The organism is Rhodopila sp. (genome assembly GCF_965276935.1).
In the GTDB taxonomy this organism is placed as follows: domain Bacteria; phylum Pseudomonadota; class Alphaproteobacteria; order Acetobacterales; family Acetobacteraceae; genus Rhodopila.
This window is the reverse complement of sequence record NZ_CBDIBS010000004.1, coordinates 118,486-141,849: the sequence shown is the minus strand read 5'-3', so window position 1 is coordinate 141,849 and position 23,364 is coordinate 118,486. Positions and strand designations below refer to the sequence as shown.

At 64.9% G+C, this 23,364-nt stretch carries 18 protein-coding genes; 11 read left to right on the top strand and 7 right to left on the bottom strand.

Annotated elements, in window-relative coordinates:
• Both ACQY4S_RS17020 and argH read right to left on the bottom strand, forming a co-directional pair.
• Complete coding sequence (locus ACQY4S_RS17020) at window positions 1-156, bottom strand: hypothetical protein (protein WP_428486424.1); 156 nt, start codon at window positions 154-156, stop codon at window positions 1-3.
• Window positions 135-1,550 carry an argininosuccinate lyase gene (gene argH / locus ACQY4S_RS17015; RefSeq protein WP_428488439.1) on the bottom strand — a complete coding sequence of 472 codons (1,416 nt, stop codon included), beginning with the start codon at window positions 1,548-1,550 and terminating at the stop codon, window positions 135-137. Before argH ends, ACQY4S_RS17020 begins: the two co-directional genes overlap by 22 nt.
• A gap of 69 nt (window positions 1,551-1,619) precedes the next feature.
• On the opposite strand from argH, the gene ACQY4S_RS17010 reads away from it, so the two are divergent.
• Window positions 1,620-2,174: a TlpA family protein disulfide reductase gene (locus ACQY4S_RS17010; RefSeq protein ID WP_428486423.1), complete on the top strand. Its 555-nt coding sequence runs from the start codon at window positions 1,620-1,622 to the stop codon at window positions 2,172-2,174.
• A 155-nt stretch (window positions 2,175-2,329) separates the two neighbouring features.
• Here ACQY4S_RS17010 and ACQY4S_RS17005 read toward each other — a convergent pair whose 3' ends face one another.
• Window positions 2,330-3,790: a purine-cytosine permease family protein gene (locus tag ACQY4S_RS17005; protein ID WP_428486422.1), complete on the bottom strand. Its 1,461-nt coding sequence runs from the start codon at window positions 3,788-3,790 to the stop codon at window positions 2,330-2,332.
• A gap of 574 nt (window positions 3,791-4,364) precedes the next feature.
• Window positions 4,365-5,576, bottom strand: coding sequence for an MFS transporter (locus ACQY4S_RS17000; protein ID WP_428486421.1), 1,212 nt, complete (start codon window positions 5,574-5,576; stop codon window positions 4,365-4,367).
• A gap of 226 nt (window positions 5,577-5,802) precedes the next feature.
• Between ACQY4S_RS17000 and ACQY4S_RS16995 the strand changes: the two genes are divergently transcribed.
• The 10 genes from ACQY4S_RS16995 (at window position 5,803) to ACQY4S_RS16950 (ending at window position 18,336) form a co-directional block, all read left to right on the top strand.
• On the top strand, window positions 5,803-6,387 hold the full coding sequence (locus ACQY4S_RS16995; RefSeq protein WP_428486420.1) for a F0F1 ATP synthase subunit delta: 585 nt from the start codon (window positions 5,803-5,805) through the stop codon (window positions 6,385-6,387).
• A gap of 1 nt (window position 6,388) precedes the next feature.
• Window positions 6,389-7,936, top strand: a complete 1,548-nt coding sequence (gene atpA, locus ACQY4S_RS16990) for a F0F1 ATP synthase subunit alpha (RefSeq protein WP_428486419.1) — start codon at window positions 6,389-6,391, stop codon at window positions 7,934-7,936.
• A 12-nt stretch (window positions 7,937-7,948) separates the two neighbouring features.
• A complete protein-coding gene (locus ACQY4S_RS16985; RefSeq protein WP_428486418.1) occupies window positions 7,949-8,830 on the top strand; it encodes a F0F1 ATP synthase subunit gamma in 882 nt (293 codons plus the stop codon).
• Between the two features lie 41 nt (window positions 8,831-8,871).
• On the top strand, window positions 8,872-10,308 hold the full coding sequence (gene atpD, locus ACQY4S_RS16980) for a F0F1 ATP synthase subunit beta (RefSeq protein ID WP_428486417.1): 1,437 nt from the start codon (window positions 8,872-8,874) through the stop codon (window positions 10,306-10,308).
• Between the two features lie 15 nt (window positions 10,309-10,323).
• Window positions 10,324-10,734 (top strand): ATP synthase F1 subunit epsilon, encoded by a 411-nt coding sequence (gene atpC / locus ACQY4S_RS16975; protein WP_428486416.1) that lies wholly within the window; start codon window positions 10,324-10,326, stop codon window positions 10,732-10,734.
• 204 nt (window positions 10,735-10,938) lie between these two features.
• Window positions 10,939-11,760 carry an acyl-ACP desaturase gene (locus ACQY4S_RS16970; RefSeq protein ID WP_428486415.1) on the top strand — a complete coding sequence of 274 codons (822 nt, stop codon included), beginning with the start codon at window positions 10,939-10,941 and terminating at the stop codon, window positions 11,758-11,760.
• A 308-nt stretch (window positions 11,761-12,068) separates the two neighbouring features.
• Entirely contained in the window at window positions 12,069-14,858 is a 2,790-nt protein-coding gene (locus ACQY4S_RS16965; protein WP_428486414.1) for an EAL domain-containing protein, read from the top strand.
• Window positions 14,859-15,125: 267 nt separating this feature from the next.
• Window positions 15,126-16,235 carry a Rieske 2Fe-2S domain-containing protein gene (locus tag ACQY4S_RS16960; protein ID WP_428486413.1) on the top strand — a complete coding sequence of 370 codons (1,110 nt, stop codon included), beginning with the start codon at window positions 15,126-15,128 and terminating at the stop codon, window positions 16,233-16,235.
• 79 nt (window positions 16,236-16,314) lie between these two features.
• The gene (locus ACQY4S_RS16955; protein ID WP_428486412.1) at window positions 16,315-17,433 is read left to right on the top strand and encodes an acetamidase/formamidase family protein; all 1,119 of its coding nucleotides are present in this window, start codon (window positions 16,315-16,317) and stop codon (window positions 17,431-17,433) included.
• Window positions 17,434-17,484: 51 nt separating this feature from the next.
• Window positions 17,485-18,336 carry an SDR family NAD(P)-dependent oxidoreductase gene (locus ACQY4S_RS16950; RefSeq protein ID WP_428486411.1) on the top strand — a complete coding sequence of 284 codons (852 nt, stop codon included), beginning with the start codon at window positions 17,485-17,487 and terminating at the stop codon, window positions 18,334-18,336.
• Between the two features lie 34 nt (window positions 18,337-18,370).
• Here the strand turns inward: ACQY4S_RS16950 and ACQY4S_RS16945 are convergent, their stop codons facing one another.
• The 3 genes from ACQY4S_RS16945 to ACQY4S_RS16935 all read right to left on the bottom strand — a co-directional run bounded on the left by ACQY4S_RS16945 (window position 18,371) and on the right by ACQY4S_RS16935 (window position 23,068).
• Window positions 18,371-19,510: an SDR family oxidoreductase gene (locus tag ACQY4S_RS16945; protein ID WP_428486410.1), complete on the bottom strand. Its 1,140-nt coding sequence runs from the start codon at window positions 19,508-19,510 to the stop codon at window positions 18,371-18,373.
• A gap of 467 nt (window positions 19,511-19,977) precedes the next feature.
• Window positions 19,978-21,387, bottom strand: a complete 1,410-nt coding sequence (locus tag ACQY4S_RS16940; protein WP_428486409.1) for an aspartate aminotransferase family protein — start codon at window positions 21,385-21,387, stop codon at window positions 19,978-19,980.
• Window positions 21,388-21,622: 235 nt separating this feature from the next.
• Window positions 21,623-23,068 (bottom strand): carbohydrate porin, encoded by a 1,446-nt coding sequence (locus ACQY4S_RS16935; RefSeq protein WP_428486408.1) that lies wholly within the window; start codon window positions 23,066-23,068, stop codon window positions 21,623-21,625.
• Window positions 23,069-23,364: the final 296 nt, after the last annotated feature.

Below are 23,364 nucleotides of genomic sequence, written 5' to 3'. Positions count from 1 at the left end.
TCAACGTGTCGGATAGATTTTTGGATATATGATCTGGTTCGCCGGCCCCGGCGGCCCCGGAGAGCCCTTCTTGCCGCACCCTGCCAGCAGGCCCAGGGCCAGCAGACCCGAAGCCAGCACCGTCAGCACCATCCTCATGCCAATGTCGCCAGCCACCGCGCCGCCTCCGTCGCCACGTTCGCCGGCGCCGTCCCGCCATAGCTCATGCGCGACGCCACCGAGGCCTCGACCGACAGCACCGAGAACACGTCCTCGGTGATGCCGGGTTCGACACCCTGCATCTCCGCCAGCGACAGGCCGGACAGATCGACGCCCTTGGCCTCCGCCAGCGCCACCAGCCGACCGGTCACGTGATGCGCATTGCGGAACGGCAGCCGCACTATCCGCACCAGCCAGTCCGCCAGGTCGGTTGCCGTGGCGAAGCCCGAGCCGGCGAAGTCTCGCATCCGCGCCGTGTCCGCCGTCATGTCCCGCACCATCCCCGCTGTTGCCGCCAGCGACAACGCCCAAGCCTCGGCGGCATCGAACACCGGTTCCTTGTCCTCCTGCATGTCCTTGGCATAGGCCAGCGGCAGGCCCTTCATCACCGTCAGCAGCGCCACCAGCGCGCCGGTCACCCGTCCGGTCTTGGCGCGCACCAGCTCCGCCGCGTCCGGATTGCGCTTCTGCGGCATGATCGAGCTGCCGGTGGTAAAGGCGTCCGACAGCCGGATGAAGCGGAACGGCGCGCTGCACCAGATGACGATCTCCTCCGCCAGGCGCGACAGGTGCATGGCGGAGATCGCCGCGGCCGAGAGGAACTCCAGCGCGAAATCCCGATCCGACACCGCATCCAGGGAATTCGCCGTCGGGCGATCGAAACCGAGCTCGGCGGCGGTCATGTGGCGGTCGATCGGGAACGAGGCGCCGGCCAGCGCCGCCGACCCCAGCGGACAGGCATTCAGCCGCCGGCGGCAATCGGCCAGCCGGCCACGGTCGCGGTCCAGCATCTCGACGTAGGCCAGCAGATGATGGCCGAAGGTCACCGGCTGGGCGGTCTGCAGGTGGGTGAAGCCGGGCATCGGGTCGGCGGCATGCTCCCCGGCGCGTTGCGCCAGCGCCAGCATGGTATCGGAAAGCTGCGCGGAGAGGCCGTCGATCGCGTCGCGCACCCATAGCCGAAAATCGGTCGCCACCTGGTCATTGCGGCTGCGCGCGGTGTGCAGGCGCTTGCCGGCCTCGCCGATGCGGTCGGTCAGCCGGGCCTCGATGTTCATGTGGATGTCCTCCAGCGCGACATCGAAGGCGAAGCGGCCAGCCTCGATTTCGTGCGCGATCGCCTCTAGACCGGTGGCGATGGCAGCCTCATGTTCGCTGCTGAGCAGCCCGATCCTCGCCAGCATCGCCGCATGGGCGCGGGAGCCGCGAATGTCCTGCCGCCACAGCTTGCGGTCGAACCCGATGGAGGCGTTGATGTCCTGCATGATGGCCGAGGGCGCGCCGGCGAAGCGGCCACCCCATTGTTTATTGGCCGGCTCGTTCTGGCGACCGGGGGGCGGGCGAGCGGGCAGGCGACCCGGGGGCGGGCGACCTTGGGGCGGGCGATCCGGCGTATCGGTCACGCAAAAGGTTCCAGCTTGATGATGACGCACCGCCGGACGATCCTGGCAGCCACGACAAGTATTCTAGCCTCCGCCGCACTGCCGGGCAAACCACGCGCCGAGGAGCGGCTGCCGCCGCTGGCGGAGGGGCTGGAGCCGTTGTCTCCGCCCGCCAACCTGCCGGACGGCGTGTTCGTCTCCGGCGATGGCGTCAGCCATCATCTGAGCGAGTTCAAGGGCCACGGCATGGTGGTGAACCTGTGGGCCACGTGGTGTGCGCCGTGCGTGGCCGAGATGCCGTCATTGCAGGCCTTGTCAAAGGCGCTGGCGCCGCAGGACATCGCGGTACTGCCGCTATCGTCGGACCGCGGCGGGGCGGATACGGTGCAGGCCTGGTACGCCGCGCATGGCATCACCGGACTGCCGGTGCTGCTGGATCCACAGGGCGCGCTGGCCAGGGCCTTCAACGCCCGCGGCATCCCCACCACGGTGATCGTCAACACCAACAACCAGGCCGTCGCTCGTCTGGAAGGGGCGGCCGACTGGTCGGCACCCGAGGCACAGGCGCTGATCCGGCGGCTGGCGTCTGGGTAGTCGGAATGACGGGGTGCGACAAGGGGCGCGGCCGTCCGGGTCATTCGCGGCTTGACAGGTGAACCGCGAGACACGCCGGTGGGCCTCGAAACTTCTTGCGCTGTTGAGCAACAAATGCCGCTACTCAGAGTGTGTGATCGCCTGCGCCGGAGCGATCACGCCCGCCGTATCGCCAGATCCCACGCCAGTTCATCCACGCTCTCCCGCTGGTCGCCGGGCCGCGCGGCGCGTGCCATGACATTCGACCGCAGCGCCACCAGCCGCGTTGTCGCCCAGTAGCCGGCGCCGGTGATCAGCAGCGTGCACAGCGTCTGGATATAGGCCTGCGGGATGACGAACATGTAGATCAGGAAGCCTGCCACGGTCCAGAAGGCCGCGATGGGATTGATCCCCTTCCAGTACCAGTACGGGCCGCCGCGCTCGAACAGCGCGACCACGTCGATCCGCATGCGCTTGACGAACAGGTAGTCGGCCACCAGAACACCGGCGATTGGCGAGAAGAAGTTGCCCAGCATGCCGACGTAGCTGGTGTAGCCGTTCACCACATCCGGCACGATGGAAAGGGCGATGCCCAGCACGCTGATGATCAAGGTGCTCCAGAACCGGCCCAGACGCTCGAAGATGTTGAGCAGGGAGAGGCCGCCGGTGTAGAGGTTCAGGACATTGATGGTCCAGTTGTCCAGGGCGATCACCACGACGAACGCCAGCAACGGCAGCCACCAGGTCGACAGGTCGGCGACAACCTGGAACATGTTCGCGGTATGCCCCAATGTCGCGGAAGCAGCATAGGCGCCGAGGATCGCCGAAAAGAAGGCGCCGCCCAGCTTGCCGGCCGTGGTGCCCCACCACATGTCCCACCGGCTGCGGGTATAGCGGCAGAAATCCGCCGAGTCGGTCACCATGGTCAGGGAGTTGGCCGCCAGCACGTTTACCCAGGTGATGAACGCGAGCCAGGTGCCTTTCGGTCCGCCGGCATAATGCAGCACGGCCGCTGGGGTGAAATGCGGATCGCCGTGGGTGGCCATCACCAGCAAGGCATAGCCGAGGATGCAAAGCTTCAGCGGCAGCGCGATGCGCGACAGGTGCTTCAGGCTGTTGTAGCCGACGATGGCGACGAAGGCCTGCAGGATGGCGAATACCAGGCTGACGGTGACCAGGGAGAATTGCGCGCCGGTCCAACGGTGCAACACGGCCACCAGGGCGAGTGATCCGGCGACGGTCTGGAAGGCAAACCAGTAGACCGAGGCGAAGGTACGGATCAGCGACGGAATCCACTTCGCGCCGAGCAGGCCGTATGCCATGCGGGTGCCCACCTGGCCCGGCAGGCCGTAGTCGACGCCGACGGTGGCCATGATGGTGTAGGGCACCACCGCGATCGCCATCCCAAGGGTGATCGCGGTGACGGCGCCGACGAACGAAAGGCCTGATACGACCGCAAGTCCGCCGACCATGATCGATCCGGGACTGAGGCAGAGACCGATAATGATGGAGAAGATGTCCAGCCCGCGGACGGTCTTCTTTTCCGCCGGGATCGGCTCGACGCCGAACTGCTCCACCCCTTTGGGCTGGTGGTAGCGGCGACGGATCTGCTCCTCGATCGCGGCCTGGTCGTGCATGGCGTCAGCTCCCTGATGCATGACAACCGTACACAAGGGTCGGACGGATGGCAAACCGCGATTGCTTCAGAATGCAGCAATTACCTCATGGACTGATCCTCATATGCCCTATTTTAAGTCAAATTTATCGCTATTTCTAGCATATGCTATAGAAGTAGGCGTTATGGCTGACGTAGTGCGCGTCATCACCGCCGTCCGGATCAAGATCGGCGTCCCTTGCACTGACGACTTCATTCCTTTCAGCTACCTATTCCAGCCGATGCCGCGACAGCAAGTCCGGACGGGATGGAGCGTAATGGGTGTTGGTCCAGGATTGTTTGAGGCTGTCTCGCGGCCGGTGTCCGAACATGGTCCAAGGCTTTGTCCGATCGGGTGACGCACGCCTGCTGACTGATCCGCTTCAGCTCGACTTTGCGTCAATTAGTGTGGTTTCCGGTCAGGTTGGCAGGCTCGCCATGACGGGATTAGGTGACGAATGCATGACTCGCAGGCATAATTTGCCCGCAGATTGTTGGGTGGATGGGCGTATCCAGGTCCTAAACCGTCCGCTTGCCTTTAACGAAGAGCGGACGGCCTACTCCGCCGCCAGCACCACGGCTTCCCCGGTCCGTGCCGAGACCTGGGCCGATCCGCCGCAGAACAGGCTGAGCAGCAGGACGACGGCGACCAGGACAAGCACCAGTTCCGGATGGCCGCGGTCGATCAGCATGCCGAAGGGGACCGGCGTGATGGCGCTGCCCAGCGGCAGGCCGGCGCTGACGAAGCCGAACACCTTGCCGATCTCGCCGGGCGGTGCCGCGTCCTTCACCATCACGTCGCGCGGCGTCCGGCTGGCCCCCAATGCCAGGCCGGAGGCGAAGGTCATCGCGAAGATCGCCACGATCGGCAGGCTGAGCCAGTCGACGGCGAGCATCAGCAGTGCCGAGAGAATGGTCAGGCCGGTTATGAAGGGCAGGACGTGGTGTTTGAACGTGTCGGCGAACCAGCCGCCGAACAGCACGCCGCAGGTCGAGCCGACCATGTAGGCGGTCAGCGCGGTTGCGGCGACCGGCAGATCGACGCCCTTGACGGTATGCAGCACGGTCACCAGCCACGACTGCACACCGCCGCTGGCCATGGCGCCGAGGGCGAAGAACATGAAGAACAGGATCATCGTCCGGCTGGTCAGCAGGTCCCGGCCTGAAAGCCGAGCACCGGCGTGGGCGGCTGGCGTGGTAACCTGATCGCGCAGGACGCGGCTCTGCAACAGGATGGACAGCACCACGGGGATGCCCAGCAGGCCGACGGTCAGCAGGGTGCCGCGCCAGCCGACCAAGGCCATAAGGCAGGCGGCGACCGGCGGCCCGGCGGAAAAGCCGAGGTTGCCGCTGAACGTGTGCAGCGCGAAAGAGCGCCCCATGCGGTCCTTGTCGACGGAGCCGGACAGGATGGCATAATCCGCCGGATGGATCACCGAGTTGCCGACACCGGACAGCGTCGCCAGCACCAGCACCTGCCAGAATGACGTCGCCAGTCCCATCGCCGCGATCGACAAGGACATCAGCAGCGCGCCGCCGACCAGGAACCGGCGCGCACCGTGACGGTCCACCAGGAAGCCGACCGGCGTCTGCAGGATCGCGGTGGTGCCCGACATCAGCGCGATGGTCAGCCCGAGTTCAGCGAAGCTGACGTTGAAGGCGGTCTGCCAGACGATGAACATCGGCGGCAGGCACAGGATATAGAAGTGCGACAGGAAATGGCCGTTGCCAATCAGAATGTTGACACGGGTCGATCGGCTCAGCGCCATGCGAGGAAGTCCCAATATGAACGGCGGTTAATTTTGCCGCTGGTACCATGGTGCGTCAAGAACCGCGTAAACGGTGGCCATCAGCCGTTGCGCCAGCGGTCAAGACGTCATGAAACCGCTTGGTCGCGTGTTGCGTGCCCCCATACCCCATGCTAGACGCGCCGCGCCGCTTCGCTCGGCCGCATGGAAAGACTCACGCCCGGGCCGCTTTGGTTCGGCCCAACACATGGAACAGCCCGTGGCCTCTGAGGCTTCGACAATCGCATCCGGTGCCGGCGGCCTGGTTGATCGCTACGCCGCCGCGCTCTATGCCCATGCCGAGGAAAGCCGCGCGCTCGATGCCGTCGTATCGGACATGGATGGCCTGGGCCGGCTGATCGACGCCAGCGCGGATTTCCGGCGGCTACTGGCATCGCCCCTGATCGATGTGAAGACCGCGACCGCCGCGGCGCAGGCGGTGCTGCAGCAGGAGGGTTTCGGCAAGGCGGTGCGGGATTTCGTCGGCGTCGTTTCAGTCAATCGCCGCCTGCGCGAACTGCGCGATATCGTCGCCGCCTTCGCCGGTCTGGTGGCGCGCCGGCGCGGCATCATCACCGCGCATGTCGCGTCCGCCCATCCGCTGACCGACGTGCAGCGCCAGCAGCTTCGCGCTCGCCTGATCGAAGCTGGCTACGGCAACGTCAACATCAATGAGCGGGTCGAGCCAGATCTGTTGGGCGGCCTGATCGTCCGGATTGGCGCCCGCCTGTACGACACCAGTCTGAAATCCCGGCTGCAACGCCTGCAGTACGCCATGAAGGGAGCCGCGTGAGATGGAGATCCGCCCAGCCGAGATCTCGGAGATCCTGAAGAAGCAGATCGCCGCGTTCGATACCGAGGCCAATGTCGCCGAAACCGGCCAGGTGCTGTCGGTCGGCGACGGCATCGCCCGCGTCTTCGGCCTGCAGAACGTCATGGCCGGCGAGATGGTCGAGTTCCCGACCGCCGGCCTGCGCGGCATGGCGCTGAACCTGGAAACCGACAACGTCGGGATCGTGATCTTTGGCGACGACACGGCAATCCGCGAGGGCGACACGGTGGCCCGCACCGGCTCGATCGTCGAGGTTCCGACCGGCCGCGGCCTGCTGGGGCGCGTGGTCGATGGCCTGGGCAATCCGATCGATGGCAAGGGCCCGATCGCCGACGCGAAAATGAGCCGCGTCGAGGTCAAGGCGCCGGGCATCATTCCCCGCAAGTCGGTGCACGAGCCGATGCAGACCGGCCTGAAGGCGATCGACGCGCTGATCCCGGTGGGGCGCGGCCAGCGGGAGCTGATCATCGGCGACCGCCAGACCGGCAAGACCGCGGTGATCATCGACACGATCATTAACCAGAAGGGCATCAACCAGAAGGGGATCAACGCGTCCGACGATCCCAAGAAGGCGTTGTTCTGCATCTACGTCGCGATCGGCCAGAAGCGCTCCACCGTTGCGCAGTTGGTGCGCACGCTGGAGGAGAACGGCGCGATGGACTATTCCATCGTGGTTGCCGCCACCGCGTCCGACCCGGCGCCGATGCAGTTCCTGGCACCCTATACCGGCTGCACCATGGGCGAATTCTTCCGCGACAGCGGCCAGCATGCGGTGATCTTCTATGACGATCTGTCCAAGCAGGCCGTCGCCTACCGGCAGATGTCGCTGCTGCTGCGCCGCCCGCCCGGCCGGGAGGCCTATCCGGGCGATGTGTTCTATCTGCATTCGCGCCTGCTGGAACGCGCGGCGAAGATGAACGACGAGCTTGGCGCCGGTTCGCTGACGGCGCTGCCGGTGATCGAGACGCAGGCTGGAGACGTCTCCGCCTACATTCCGACCAACGTGATCTCGATCACCGACGGCCAGATCTTCCTGGAAACCGAGCTGTTCTTCCGCGGCATCCGCCCGGCGGTGAACGTCGGGCTGTCGGTGTCGCGAGTCGGTTCGGCGGCGCAGATTAAGGCGATGAAGCAGGTCGCCGGCCGCATCAAGCTGGAACTGGCGCAGTATCGGGAGATGGCGTCGTTCGCGCAGTTCTCCTCGGATCTTGACGCGTCCACGCAGCAGTTGCTGGCGCGCGGCTCGCGGCTGACCGAACTGCTGAAGCAGCCGCAATACCATCCGATGCCGATCGAGGAGCAGGTGGTGGCGATCTTCACCGGCGTGCGCGGCTATCTCGACAAGATCGATGTCGGCAAGGTGGGTCCGTTCGAATCGCGGTTCATCGGCGAGTTGAAGTCGCGGGAGCCGGGTATTCTGGAGGCGATCCGGAATGATCTGGAGCTCAAGCCGGAGACCGAGAAGAAGCTGGTTACGTTCCTGGACAATTTCGCCAAGTCGTTCAGCTAGAGGCGCCACGGAATGCCCAGCCTGAAGGCGCTTCGGACCCGCATCAACAGCGTCAAGTCGACGCAGAAGATCACCTCGGCCATGAAGATGGTGGCGGCGTCCAAGCTGCGGCGCGCGCAGCAGCAGGCGGAGGCCGCGCGGCCGTATGCGGAGCGGATGGACCGGATGCTGCGGGCGCTGGCGGCGTCGGTGGCGGATTCGCCTACGGCCCCGCCGCTGCTGGTGGGAACCGGGCAGGATAAAGTACAACTGCTGATCGCGGTGACCGCCGACCGTGGTCTGGCAGGTGCCTTCAACTCGAATATCGGCCGAGCGACCCGCAACCTGGCTCGCCGGCTGGAGTCAGAGGGCAAGACGGTGAAGATCCTCGCTGTCGGCCGCAAGGGGCGCGACTACCTGCGGCGCGAGCTTGCCAGCCGGATCGCCGACGACATCAGCTATGCCGGCAAGCGCCGGATCGAGTTCGCCGATGCGCAGGATGTCGGGGCGCGCGTCACGGCGATGCTGGCGGACGGTGAGATCGATGTGGCGACGATCATCTATAACCGCTTCCAGTCGGTGATCTCGCAAGTGGTGACGGAACAGCAGATCATTCCCGCGCCACCACCGCCGGAGGGTCAAACCGAGGATACCGGCGGCGCCATCTATGAATTCGAGCCGGACGAGGAAACCATCCTGGCCAGGCTGCTGCCGCAGGCGATCGCCATCCAGGTGTATCGCGCGCTGCTGGAAAGCGCCGCGGGCGAGCATGGCGCGCGGATGACCTCGATGGACAACGCGACGCGCAACGCCGGCGACATGATCAAGCGGCTGAGCCAGAACTACAACCGCGCCCGCCAGGCGAACATTACCAAGGAACTGATCGAGATCATCTCCGGCGCCGAAGCCCTCTGACCCTGATTTTCATATAGCCGCACCACGAAGGAAGCATTCTGATGGCAAGCAACATCGTCGGTCGGGTGACCCAGGTTCTGGGCGCCGTGGTGGACGTGCAATTCGATGGCGACCTGCCGTTCATCCAGAACGCGCTGCTCTGCCAGATCGAGGACCGTGTCCTGGTGCTGGAAGTGGCGCAGGAACTGGGTGAGCGTACCGTCCGCTGCATCGCCATGGACGTCACCGACGGCCTGGTGCGCGGCCAGGAGGTCAAGGACACCGGCGAGTCGATTACCGTGCCGGTCGGGCCGGAGACATTGGGCCGCATCATGAACGTGATTGGTGAGCCGATCGACGAGAAGGGCCCGGTCCACACCGCCAAGCGCTACCCGATCCATCGGCCGGCACCGAGCTTCGAGGAGCAGGCCACTTCGGCCGAGATCCTGGTCACCGGCATCAAGGTGGTCGACCTGCTGTGCCCCTACCTGAAGGGCGGCAAGGTCGGCCTGTTCGGGGGCGCCGGGGTCGGCAAGACGGTGCTGATCCAGGAGCTGATCAACAACATCGCCAAGGCGCATGGCGGCGTATCGGTATTCGCCGGCGTGGGTGAGCGCACCCGTGAAGGCAACGACCTGTATCATGAGATGATCGACGCCGGCGTCATCAAGATGGGCGAGGATGGTACGTTGCAGGAAGGCTCCAAGGTCGCGCTGATGTACGGCCAGATGAACGAGCCGCCGGGCGCGCGGGCGCGCGTCGGCCTGTCCGGCCTGACGATGGCGGAATACTTTCGCGATGAAGAAGGCCAGGACGTGCTGTTCTTCGTCGACAACATCTTCCGCTTCACCCAGGCCGGCGCGGAAGTGTCTGCGCTGCTGGGCCGCATTCCCTCGGCGGTGGGCTACCAGCCGACCTTGGCCACCGATATGGGCGCGTTGCAGGAACGGATCACCTCCACCAACAAGGGGTCGATCACCTCGATCCAGGCGATCTATGTACCCGCCGACGATCTGACCGACCCGGCGCCGGCGACGTCGTTTGCCCACCTGGATGCCACCACCACGCTGAACCGCCAGATCGCGGAGCTGGGCATCTATCCGGCGGTCGATCCGCTGGATTCCACGTCGCGCTCGCTTGATCCGCGCATCGTCGGCGAGGAGCACTATGCCGTGGCGCGCGAGACCCAGCGCATTCTGCAGACCTACAAGTCGCTGCAGGACATCATCGCCATTCTGGGCATGGACGAGCTGTCCGAGGAGGACAAGCTGGTGGTCGCCCGCGCCCGCAAGATCCAGAAGTTCCTGTCGCAGCCCTTCCACGTCGCGGAAGTCTTCACCGGCTTTCCCGGCAAGCTGGTGGCGGTGGCCGACACGGTCCGCAGCTTCAAGGCGATCTGCGCCGGCGAATACGATCATCTGCCGGAGGCCGCCTTCTACATGGTCGGCACGATCGAGGAGGCGGTGGAGAAAGCGGAGTCCATGAAGGCAAAGGCCTGAGAGGGCGTTGGCGCCATGCCGATTTCGCTGGAAATCGTCAGCCCGGAACGGTTACTGCTGTCGCGTCCGGTGGACATGGCGGTGATCCCGGCGTCGGAAGGCGACATGGGGGTGCTGGAAGGCCACACGCCGATGATCGTCATGCTGCGGGGCGGGACGATCGAGCTGCATGAAAATGATCGCATCACCGACCGGCTGTTCGTCGATGGCGGCTTCGCCGAAGTGACGCCGGAGCGTTGCACCGTGCTGGCCAACCTCGCGGTGCCGCTGGGCGAGCTGAACCGGACCGACGCCGAACGGCGGCTGGCCGAGGCTGATGCCGCCTATGACGCAGCGGACAAGCGCGACGTGCCGACCGAGGATGCCGCGCTGGATCGGGTCCAGTCAGCCCGCGCCATGGTGGAAGCGGCTGGCGGCACCGGGTAGGGCGGCGGGCGTTCACCCGCCAGCCTGATGTCATCATGTTGAATTGGCTCAACTTGTGCCATGGCAGCCACAGCTTGACGTAATGTGTCCTGGCAACCGGTGCACCGGCGGTTTTTTTCAATCGCCCCGCGCATATATCGGATCCGAGCGTGCCTGGCGCGGGTGTCAGCGCACGATAGTCGTTGAGCAAGTCATGGCCACAAGATGAAGCACTGGCGGATCGAGGACATTGCCTGGGATCGATTTGATCCGGCCGCGGTGGACGCACAGCTCGTTCCCCTGGTGAAGGCGGCGGCGATGGTGGAGCGCAACGGAACCGACTATGCGTTGTATCTTGGCGGCGTGTTCGGGGACGATCCGGACTTCCGCCAGGCCGCCGACAACTGGGCGCTGGAGGAGGTCCAGCATGGCGACGCGCTGGCGAAATGGGCCGAACTGGCTGATCCAGGCTGGGACTTCGCCGCCGCGTTCGATCGCTACCGCGCCGGCTACAGCGTCAACACGGATGCCGATGCGTCCATCCGCGGCTCCCGCACCGGCGAGCTGATCGCTCGCTGCATGGTCGAAACCGGCACATCGAGCTACTACACCGCGCTGGCCGAGGCCACCGGGGAACCGGTGCTGAAGCAGGTCTGCAAGCTGATCGCGGCCGACGAGTACCGGCACTTCAAGCTGTTCTACGATCACATGCGCCGATACCTGTCGCGTGAGAACCTGTCGATGCTCAGCCGGCTGCGGATCGCGCTGGGCCGGATCGGCGAATCCGAGGACGACGAGCTGGCTTATGCCTACCACTGCGGCAACGAACCTGAATCGGTGTTGTACCAGCACAAGCGGTGCATCGCGTCCTACATGGCGCTGGCGATGGGCTTCTACCGGTATCGCCACGTCGAACGCAGCACGGGCATGGTGCTGAAGGCGGTCGGACTGCCGCCGCGCGGCCGGCTGTCGATCGGTGCGACCAAACTGGCGTGGAAGCTGCTGCAATGGCGGCAACGGCGTTTCGAACAGCAGCTCGCGGCCTAACGCGAACATGCGGCATTGGCAAGGCTTGTCCGGAGTGTTCGTGGCGCCGCCGCACCGTCGCCGCTGGGTCAAGTTGGCCGAGGTTCCAACGCCATAGCGGCTGGAATGCTAATGGCGGGGCTGCCCGTCGTGACGCCTCTCACACGCTCCGAGCGGTGGAGCAGGACCATGGTCGGCGGCACGGGACGGTAATCGATGGGCACGCCAGCGCCTTGAAGGGCTTTGGGTGCAGCGTCCGCCGGCAGCAGGTAATGATTTATTAATAACTATTTGAGACCTTCATTCCCATGCCACGGGATAAGAGGTCGATGGTCAAAGCTGTTGCGACGCGACGAAGTCGTATCGGCCAGATTGGCATTGTCCCTGGGCTGCTGATGACGTCGCTTGTTGCCGTCGTGATTGCCGTCCTTGTGCTGCAGGCCTGGACACTGCACATCGTCGGACGATCCGAGACACGGGCAGCACAGGTGCATCTCGACGTCAACCTCGCGGTGCTGAAAGTGGCACTGCGTCAGCATGGGACGCATTGGCAGTTGGACGACGACAGTCGCCTTACGCTGGATGGCGAGGCCGCGGACGGGCTTGAAAAGGTGGTGGAGGATGTCAGCCGCATCACGGGTGGGGTAGCCACGGTGTTTGCTGGCGATACCCGGGTCGCGACGACCGTGAAGCGTCCCGACGGTTCCCCTGCGATCGGAACAAGACTTGCCGCGGGGGCGGCGCGGGATGCCGTGCTCGGCCGTGGGCAGACGTATCGCGGCATAAACGACATCCTCGGCGTTCAATATTTCACCGTGTACGAGCCGTTGCGCGATGTCGCTGGCAGGCGGATCGGTATCCTGTTCGTAGGTGTGCCGCGTGCCGACGTTCAAACGGTGCTGGACGAAATCATCGAGCAAAGCTGCGTGGCTTCCCTGGTCGTGATCCTTGTCGTTGGCGCCCTCGGCTGGCTGGTGTTGCGAGCCAATATGCGGCCGTTGCAGGCACTCGCGGGCGCGGTTCGCACCATGGGGGACGGCCGGCTCGACATCTCCGTGCCATGCGCCGGCCGCACGGATCAACTGGGTGAGATTGGCCGAGCGGTCGAGATGCTGCGCGAGAAGGCACGGCAGGCCCAGGCGCTGGAAAGGCGTCTGCTGGCTTCGGCGAAGCGCGAGGCCACAATCCTTCGGGAGAACAATGCGCAACTGGCGGAGGCAAATGCCAACCTGGAACTCGGTCGTCTGCAGTTCCACGCGGTGCTCGACTCCATATCGCAGGGCCTTACGTTCTTCGACGGCGATCAGAAGCTGATTGTTTGCAACCGTCGTTATGCCGAGATCTATCGGTTGTCGCCAGACCAGACGCGCACGGGAACGTTGCTGTCGGACATCCTTGACCACCGCCTGGCGCTTGGCAGTTTCCCCGACATGACGCGAGCCGATTTCCTTGCGCGGCGGGAAAAGCTTGCGCGCCCGGCAATACCCTTCAACGTCACGGACGAGCTCAGCGACGGACGCATCATCTCGATGCATTACCAGCCGCTGCCGAACAACGGATGGGTCTCGACGCACGAGGACATCACCGAACGGCGGCGCGCCGAGGCGGACCTTGTTTTCATGGCGCGCCATGACGCCCTGACTCGATTGCCGAACCGTGTGCTGTTCCGGGAACGGCTGGAGCAGGCGATGGCCCTGACCCGGCGCGGAACCGAATGCGCCTTGCTGTGCCTCGACCTTGACCGCTTCAAGGTGATCAATGACACGCTGGGGCATCCGGTGGGCGACGGATTGCTGCGTGCCGTTGCCGGCCGGCTGCTCGCGGCTGTCAAGCAAGCCGATACGGTCGCGCGTCTTGGCGGTGATGAGTTCGCGATCATACAGGTGGGCCTTTCACTGCCTGAACACGCGGCTACCTTGGCCGACCGCATCATCAAGCTTATCCACGAACCCTATGACATCGATGGTCACAAGATCGCGGTGGGCGTGAGCATCGGGATCGCCATGGCGGACGATGCCGGGACCTCACTTGAGACACTGCTGAAGAACACCGACATCGCGCTTTACCTGGCAAAGGCGGAAGGGCGCGGAACCTACCGGTTCTTCGCACCAGAGATGGATGCGCGGGTTGAGGAGCGTCGCGCGCTCGAGCTCGATCTGTGCCAAGCCGTACCGGGGAATGAGCTCGAGTTGCACTATCAGCCATTTGTCGATCTCCGCTCTGGCCGGGTGACGGGATTTGAGGCGCTGATACGTTGGAACCACCCCGGCCGGGGCCTGATCAAGCCGGCTGACTTCATCCCGATCGCCGAGGAAACCGGCCTGATCGTCCAGATCGGCGAGTGGGTGCTTCGAACGGCCTGCCTGGAGGCAGCGGCCTGGCCGCAGGAGATCGACATCGCGGTCAATCTTTCGCCTGCCCAGTTCAAGGGCGGGCAGCTTCTTGCCGTGGTGCAGGAGGCGCTTGCTGCTTCGGGGTTGGCGCCGAACCGGCTGGAACTCGAGATCACGGAATCGGTCCTGCTGCAGCGCAGCGATGACCGGCTGGCCTTGTTGCACCAGCTCCGTGCGCACGGCATTCGCATTGCCCTGGATGACTTTGGCACCGGCTATTCATCGCTCGGCTACCTCCGCAGCTTTCCATTCGACAAGATCAAGATCGACCGATCCTTCATTCGCGATGTCGACACGAACAGGGACTCCGCCGTCATCGTGGGAGCCATCATAGATCTCGCCGGCGGCCTTGGCATGACGACGACCGCGGAAGGCGTGGAGACAGAAGACCAGCTTGCAACGCTGCGTGCCCGGGGCTGCACCAACGTGCAGGGCTATCTGTTCAGCCAACCGCTCCCCGCCTGCGAGGTTCCCGCCGTCATGCGAACGTTGTGCGGGCTTGAGCAGTACCAGAGTGACCTGACGATGATGTCCAATGCGCCACAAGCAGCGGAATTGTCGCGTCACATATGGGACGGCGGTTCCGTTGCCGAGACGGCGGACGATGCCGATCCGCATCTCATGTCCACCCAGCGTCGTTCGCTCAGCCGGGTGGATATCGGCGCGCGAAGCCGCGATTTCGCCGCCCGGTCGATTGCTTACAGTGTCCAACCCGCATCAGGCTGACGCGGCAGATAGGTGAAGACGTTATCAGGCCGATCTGGCAAAGACGATCGAAACGGTCTACAAGAGTGTTCATGAACGCGCGCTCTTCTGTTGCTGTTTCCAGCAACATACCCGTCGGTAGTTCGAAACAGCGACCTGATCTCGTTTCCCGAAGCTTCGCTTCGATCTCGGGACCGAACTCATCGATACCGCCAAAGCCTGTTCTGCGGGCGTGAACCGGCGTCCACGACTGCCGGTCCAACCAGCGATGTCAATTGAAAGGTCTTGATGGATCAGAACCTGCCTATCCTTGAGAACGAGGTTTGGAACGCCGAACCGGAGCGTGATCTGCGGCGCGTCGGGTCGCATCCGGACCATTGGTATCCGCTCGCCTGGTCGCACGAACTGAAGCCTGGGCGGACGCTGGCGACCCGGTTCGCGGGCGATCCGATCGTGCTGGTCCGGCCCAAGCAAGGGCCTGTCTTCGCGCTGGCGGACCGTTGCGCACATCGACAGGTCCCGCTCAACCAGGGCGTGGTCGAGGGTTGTGCCGTGCGCTGCGGCTATCATGGATGGGCGTACGACGCGTCCGGGCGCTGCATCGATGTTCCCTACCTCGGCAAGGGAAAACTGCCGAACGGCGTGCGCGCCTACCCGTGCCGGGAGGTCGAGGGGCTGATCCTGGTGTTCCCGGGAAATGCCGCGCGCGCCGCGGACGTGCCGCTGCCTGCGCTCGGGTCGCTGGCGGACCCGAGCTACAAGACGCGCCGCTTCGGCCGCGAGATCGCCTGCCACTACAGTTTCATGCATGAGAACCTGATGGACATGAACCATCAGTTCCTGCATCGCAAGCAGATGGGCCAGATGCGGCCGCGGTTCCTGGGTCAGGATAGCGGCCCGGACTGGCTGGAAACGCGCTACAGCTTTGCCCGGACCGGCGGCAAGCAGCCGCTCGGCGAGGCTGCCATCCTGGGGCAGCGCCGCGGCATTGGCGAACGGACCGCGGACAAGGACCTGATGACGATCCGTACGGAGTATCCGTACCAGACGCTGCGCATTCGCACGAATTCCGCCACGCCGGTCATGGATCTCTGGATCGTCTATGTGCCGCTGGACCGTGAACAGCGACGCTGCCGGACATTCGGCCTGCTGTCGGTGAAACGGCCGAAGATCCCGGGTCTGCTGCAGGCAGCCTGGCCGCTGCTGGTGCTGTTCACCGAGCGCATCTTCAAGGAAGACCGTGCCATCGTCGAGACGGAGCAGGCGGCGCATGATGCGCAGGGTGCCGATTGGAACCAGGAAGTCTTTCCGGCGATCCGCAGCCTGCGTACGTTGCTGCGGCGGTGCGGCGCGGCAGCGGATCTGCCGGCGGCAACCAACCGCCTGGAATGCGCCTGATCCCAAGATCGTCCTTCGCAGGATCGACACGCACCCGTAGTTCTGTTGGACTGTGCCATCACCCTCCGCGGAGAGCAGCATGGCCGATGCCCACGTCCACCTCCACCCGGCTCAGCCCTTGGCGCAGCAGGACGGCAAGGGACACAACCGCTGGCATCCGGACATCGCAGCCGCGGTGAGCATCGCTTCTGGCTCGACGGTGTCGCTGGATACGATCGACGCGCTGGACCGGCAGATCACCCCGACCATGACCCCAAGCGAGCTTTTGGGCATCGACATGGGCCGCATTCATCCGCTGACCGGCCCGGTGCATGTGGCGGGCGCGGAGCCCGGCGACCTGCTCGCCATCCGGATCGAGGCGATCGAAACGGCCGCGCTTGGCTTCACGTTCATCATGCCCGGCTTTGGTTTCCTGCGAGAGCATTTCCCGGAGCCGTATATCGTGCATTGGGAAATGTCCGGTGGTTTCGCCTGTTCCGAGGATCTTCCGGGGGTGAAGATACCGGGCGCGCCGTTCATGGGTGTGATGGGCGTGGCGCCGTCGCACGACCTGCTGGCGCGGATCAATAGGCGGGAGGCGGATCTGCTGTCGCGCGGCGGGGCGGTGCTGCCACCTGACGCGGCGGCCGCGGTGCCAGCCGATCCGTCGATCGCCGCCAAGGCATTCCGCACCATCGCGCCGCACGAAACCGGTGGCAACATCGACATCAAGCAACTGACGGCCGGCGCCACGCTGTATCTGCCGGTTTATCAGCCGGGTGGCCTGTTCTCGGTCGGCGATGCGCATTTCGCGCAAGGCGACGGCGAGTCGTGCGGCACGGCGGTCGAGACGAGTGCCACGTTCGTCGCCAAATTCGAGGTGCTGAAGGGCGAGGCGACACGCCGGCGGCAGAACGACCCGTCATTCGAGCACCCCGGCTACTTCACGACACCCGAAATGGCCACGCCGCGGCGGTTCTATGCGACGACCGGGATTCCAGTCAGCCGCGACGGCTTGCGCAACGAGTCGGAAGACCTGTCGATGGCGGCGAGGAACGCGTTGCTCAACATGATCGACTATCTGGTCGATGCGCGAGGCCTGACGCGGGCGCAGGCCTATTGCCTGACCAGTGTCGCGGTCGACCTGAAAGTCAGCCAGGTCGTCGACGTGCCGAACCTGATCGTCTCCGCGTTCCTTCCGCTGGACATCTTTGGGTAGCCGAGCGATCGGACGGCCCTTGTGCATGATGGCGGTGAGACGTCGTTCCGGATGAACCAGACGGCTCCCCCCATAGCCGTGGTGACGGGTGCCACAGGCGGCATAGGATGCTGGATCGCGCGGGGCCTCGCGCACGCCGGTCATCATGTCATTGTGGTAGGCCGGGACGCGGGCCGGGGCGAAGCGGCTCGCGGCTGGATCGCGCGCCAGGTGCCCGGCGCCAGCACAGAACTGCGGCTGGCCGATCTGAGTTCACTGCGCGCCACGCACCGTCTCGGTCTGGACATCGCCGCAACGCACCCGCGGGTCGGCCTGCTCGTCAATAACGCCGGCATGTTTTCGGCGCGCCGTCAGGTGACGGCCGAAGGACATGAGGCGGTGCTGGCGGTCAACCATCTGTCGCCGTTTGTCCTGACCGATGCGCTGGAGAACGCCCTGCGCGCCGGCGCGCCGTCACGGATCGTCAACGTCGGTTCGTCTACCTCGGACCGTGCCAGCATTGATCCCGATAATCTTGAACTGACCCGGCACTGGGGCATGGTACGGGCTTATGGCCGGTCGAAGCTCGCAGTCATGATGGCGACATTCGCGCGCGCCGAGCGACTGCGCGGCAGTGGGGTTATGGCTAACGTTGTACATCCCGGCGCGGTGGCGACCGGCCTGATACGGGAGGGCGGACCGATCGGTGCCGCCTGGCGGCTGATGGCGCCGTTCCTGCGGACGGAGGCGCAAGGCGCGGATACGCCGCTGCACGTGGCGTTGGCCTCGGAATGGGCGACGGTCACTGGTGCCTATGTCAAGGATCGTGCTGCTGTCCGGCCCAATGCCCGCGTCCATGATCCCGCGCTGGTGCGCCGCGTCGACGCCGTGACGCGGGTCCTGGCAGAGCGCACGCTGCGCTGAACCGGGACGTGAAAACGCCTCGGTAGCAGGTTTATTACGCTCGCTTGGGACCGGACGCTGGGGTGAGGGCGCTTGAAACACCGCCCTCGGTGAAGGCGGATGCTGTCTCTCGCGACTCCGTCTCCCGCGACGCGGCCTCCCGCATGGGGCGACGGAACACGGCTGCCGATCCGGCACGTGGATCACGGCGGTTTTTCCCGGTCAGGCGACCAAGTGCGCACAGAATACGAACGTGCACGCTGCCTGATCGCGCCTGAGCACTAAACGCACCGCGCACCGGCGAGGGCTGATCAGAGGGTGTGAACAACGTGGTGTTGTGCGGCACCGGCCCGATCGTGCGGCCGCAGAGCTGCCCGTCATAGCCGAGCCGGCGTATCGCCCGATCGACGACGGCGGGAACGAGTCGCACGCAGATCGAGAACAGTACCGTGGTGAAGCTGACCGACATCTCGCGGCGTCCGGTCATCGTCGCCAGATGTATTACATCCGCAACGATATCGGGCTGATAGACCGGCGACATTGGCCGCCCGGGCCGTCCCATGTGCGATATGGCGTGTTCGAAGAACGGCGTGTTGACTGCGGGCGGAAAGATTGTCGTCAGCCGCACCCGGCTGCGGTCCTGCGCCAGTTCGGCGCAGACCGATTGGCCGAAGCCGCGCACGGCCTGCTTCGCGCCCGAATAGGATGACAGCAGCGGCATGCCGCGAAAGGCGGCGGCGGAGCATACGTTGACGATGCGGCCATGATCGCGCGGCAACATGCGCCGCAGCGCCACGCGCGTGCCATTCACCGTGCCAATATATGTCACGTCGGTGACGCGCTGGAACTCCTCGGCCGGCGTGTCGAGGAACCGCCCATAGGTGCCGTTGCCCGCGCAGTTCACCCAGACGTCGACGGGGCCGAGCGCCTGTTCGATCGACGTTGCCGCGGCTTCCAATGCGCAGGCTTCGGTCACGTCGGCCTGCGCCATCGCGGCCATGGCGCCCTGACATTCGACATCGCCGCAGGCTGCCTGAAGCCCCGCTTCGCCGCGGGCGATCAGGCCAACACGCCAGCCATGGCGGGCGAACAATCCGGCCGTGCAACGCCCTATGCCGGACGAGGCACCTGTGATGATCACGACGCCCGCTGTCCCCTCGGCCGGCAGCCCGGACCGATCGGCCGCTGCCGTCAAGGATAAAGGCGTGCTTCGGGTGTTCGCCAAGATATCCACGCTCTGCCTGTCACACTCTCGTGACTAAAGCGGCGCCGCGGGCGTGTCCAGAACTTAGCGATCCTGCCTGGCGGGAACCGCGCATGATCGTCACGATTGATTTTTTTTGTGGCTTGCATGCCAGACAGTGTTTGATTGGCGACAGTTGGACGCTCCGCTCCTGTTCCTTGAACAGGTGCGGCGTGGAGCGAGAGGCGGCCGTCGCGGTGGCGCGGGGGCTTAAAGCAGTTTTTCGATCAGGTCGCTCCGTTTTGAACCCGTCATGGCGGGGCTTGTCCCGGCCATGACGAATAGGCGCAAACTGATCGAAAAGTGCTATCGTCCTGTCGTCAGGTGTGACCTGCTCACCCGTGCCTGATTCGCAACCGTTATGTGTCGCCACCCCTACATCCGCCGCAAGATGCGACGAACTTCGGGGGTGGAACCTGTTAGCTCACCACCGCGATCTGCTCCCGCCGAAGCTGGACGGTCAGTTCGTCGAGCGACTTCGAGACGCGATCGAGCATGTCGTCGATCTCGTCCTTCGAGATGATCAGCGGTGGGCTGAAGCACAGACTGTCGTTCGCCGTGGTGCGGCTGATCACCCCGTTGTCCTCGCAGAGTCTGGTCAGCCGGCCGCCCACCTTCGCCTTTGGATCGAAGTTCGTGCGGGTGGCCTGGTCGGCGACGAGTTCGACCGCGGCGATCAGGCCGGTGCCGCGCACCTCCCCCACCATCGGGTGGTCGGCGAAGCGCCGGCGCAGTTCTGTCTGCAGATGCGGGCCGACCGCGCCGACATGGGCGCCGATCTCGAGTTCGTCGTAGATCTTCAAGGTCTCGATCGCAACGGCGGCGGGCACCGGGTGGCCGGAATAGGTGAAGCCGTGGCCGAAGGTGCCGATCGTGTGGCTTTCCTGCGCCAGGGCCTGGAACACCGTTTCGTTCACCATCACTGCGCTGATCGGCAGGTAGGACGACGACAGCGCCTTGGCACAGACGAGAATATCCGGCTGGATGTCCAGGGTCTGGCTGCCCCAGTAGTTGCCGGTGCGCCAGAAGCCGCAGATCACCTCATCGGCGACGAACAGCACGTCGTACTTGCGCAGCACCGCCTGGATCTTCGGAAAGTAGCCGCGCGGCGGCAGGATCACGCCGCCGGCGCCCATGATCGGTTCGGCCCACATCGCCGCGACCGTGTCAGGCCCCTCGGCCAGGATCAGTTTTTCCAGTTCGTCGGCGCAGCGGGTGGCGAAGTCGTCTTCCGACTCGCCGGCCAGTGCGCCGTGGTAGAAATGCGGCGTCATCGTGTGGAGGAAGCCGGGCAGCGGGACATCGAAGCTGCGGTGGTTGTACGGCAATCCGGTCAGTGAAGCCGAACCGATGGTGATGCCGTGGTAGCCATTCAGGCGGCCGATGATCTTCTTTTTCTTCGGCCGGCCGAGCGCGTTGTTGAGGTACCAGACCATCTTGATGGCGGAGTCGTTGGCCTCGGAGCCGGAATTGGCGAAGAACACCTTGCTCATGGGGACCGGCGCGCGGGCGATCAGCATCTCCGCCAGGTCGATCATCGGCTCGTGCGACTTGGCGGTGAAGGCGTGGTAGAACGGCAGCTTGCGCATCTGGTTGGTGGCGGCCTGCACCAGGCGTTCGTTGTCGAAGCCGAGGGAGGCGCACCACAGGCCGGCGACGCTTTCGATGTAGTCCTTGCCGGCTTCGTCCCAGACCCGCACGCCCTTGCCGCGGGCAATGACGACGGGTCCGACTTCCTGGTGGGCCTGCAAATCGGTGTAGGGGTGGAGCACGGTGGCGATGTCGCGGGCGGCGGCGGAATTGGCGCCGAAAGGCGGGGGCGGGGCCATGTTGGTTTCCTGACTGAGCTATGGGGCCGTATATGGAAATACTAGACCCGGCAGGGTGAGGAGGGAACAGGGGATAAAAATCACGGCGGCAATGCCGTACCAGTGCGGGGCAAGCAGTTGCAATTGCGACACCGGGGAAACACGCGAAAGTCGTGATAGCCGCACCAATGGCCGCATTCGGGGATGCCGAAGCGCATGGCTCATGTCCGTTCGCGGGCAGTGCCTGATCGGCCGATTAAAACAGGATGGAGGCCCGTACGCCCAGAACGAGGGCGTTCTTCAGCGGCGTGTGGCTCGCGGCGGTCGGGATGCTGGCGCCGGGATTGATGATATATTGCGCATCGGGCTGCAGCGACAGCCAGGTCGTCGCCTGATTTAGGTAGCTCGCTTCAAGCACCGTCTCATTGCTGCTGTAGCGCGATCCGGAGCCGGTCAGCGAAATCACGCTGTCGGCGAACTGGCGCGCGGCGGGGCTTATTCCGAGGTATGAGACGCCGAAAGCCATGATGTCCTTGTCGTGGCCCGCGAATGGCGCTTTCCAGTTGATCCCGCCCTCGATGAACAGGTTGCTGACGTTGTAGCCGCCGGGCGATCCCATCACCTGCAGAAACGCCGCGATCCCCTGATCCTTCGTGCCGGACCGCCGCCAGATCATCTGGTCGAGGATGCCGTAGATCGCGAAATCCCCCGAGTGGCCGCGCGGGATGCCGCCGCCGCCAGGAGACGCCAGCGGCAAGCCGTTGGTGTCATAGAACTGATCCGCGAAGCCGGCGGAGGAATACCAGGTCCCCAGCTTGTACGTGGCGGGCAGCCCGACCGCGTTGTCGCCTTGATTGGCCGAATACCACAGCTCGACGAAGCTCAACGAGTGGGCGTTGAAGCGAAACGCCGTACCGCCGGCGTCGCGCGCCTGTGGATCTCCCGTGCCTGGCGGAGCCGGATCGCCGCTGAAGACAGCGCCGACAACGGTAACGTTGGTGGTGGCCTGGAACGAGATTCGAACGAAGGGCGCTGCTATCGGATAATTGGGGCCGCCTGACGGCAGGTCGGCGGCCGGAAGACCGGGAAACCCAAAGCTCGAGTTCAGCAACACGGCGCCGTACTGGGTGATCATCATCTCGTCATTGGCGCCCTCCTGTCCGAGGCGGATGATGAGGCGTCCGCCCATCAGGGTCTGTTCAAGCCAAAGGTCGAAGAGCTTGGTGTCGCGGGTCGCCTCGATGTTGCTGACGAGCTGCTGGTTGCCGACAAGGTTGGCCGACGGCCCGCGGCCATGGATCTGAAACGCGTTGACGAAGAACCGGGCACCCTGCCAGCCCACAAGCTGATCGAGGTCAAGCGTCAGGCTGGGGGTGAGCAGGCCGTCGTAGACCGCACCGCGCCGCAGCCCGCCGGCCAGGTTCCCCCAGACCTCGCTTTGCTCCTCCAGTCCGAAAATGACGCCGGCCGACTCGAGCCTCGTGCGCAAGCCGCTCCAATTCCCCGTCAGGGTATCCGATGCCGGGATGCTCGCGGGTCCCGTGGGCGGCGGCACGGTCGGCGTCGGCGCGCCGGGTTGGGAGGAGGCGGGCTGTTGCGAGGTATCCGGTGGGGAGGGCGATCCTGACTGAGCCTGGGCAAGCGCCGGATACAGGCAGGCAACAAGAAGGGGGATCGCGAAACGGAGTGTCGCGGCGGTCATTTTTCACCGTCAGGGAGATCAGGGGCGTGGCAAAGCCTTCGCCGCGTCTCTAAGCATGATCTGGCCCAGACCGCATGTTGTTTGATCGCGAGATTGACGTCTTCCGACTGCATCGGCCTCAGGCGATCACGCCGATTGTTCGCGACGTGGCACACGCATTAGTGAGCCGCCGGATTTTCATTGGCGTTCATGCGGCTGTTCGGCACCAAGTCTTGCCGACCTGGTCCCCGTCGCGGCACGGCAATCATTTCGCCACACGCGCCCAAGGTTTCCGTCGGCATGATGCGTCACGGCTT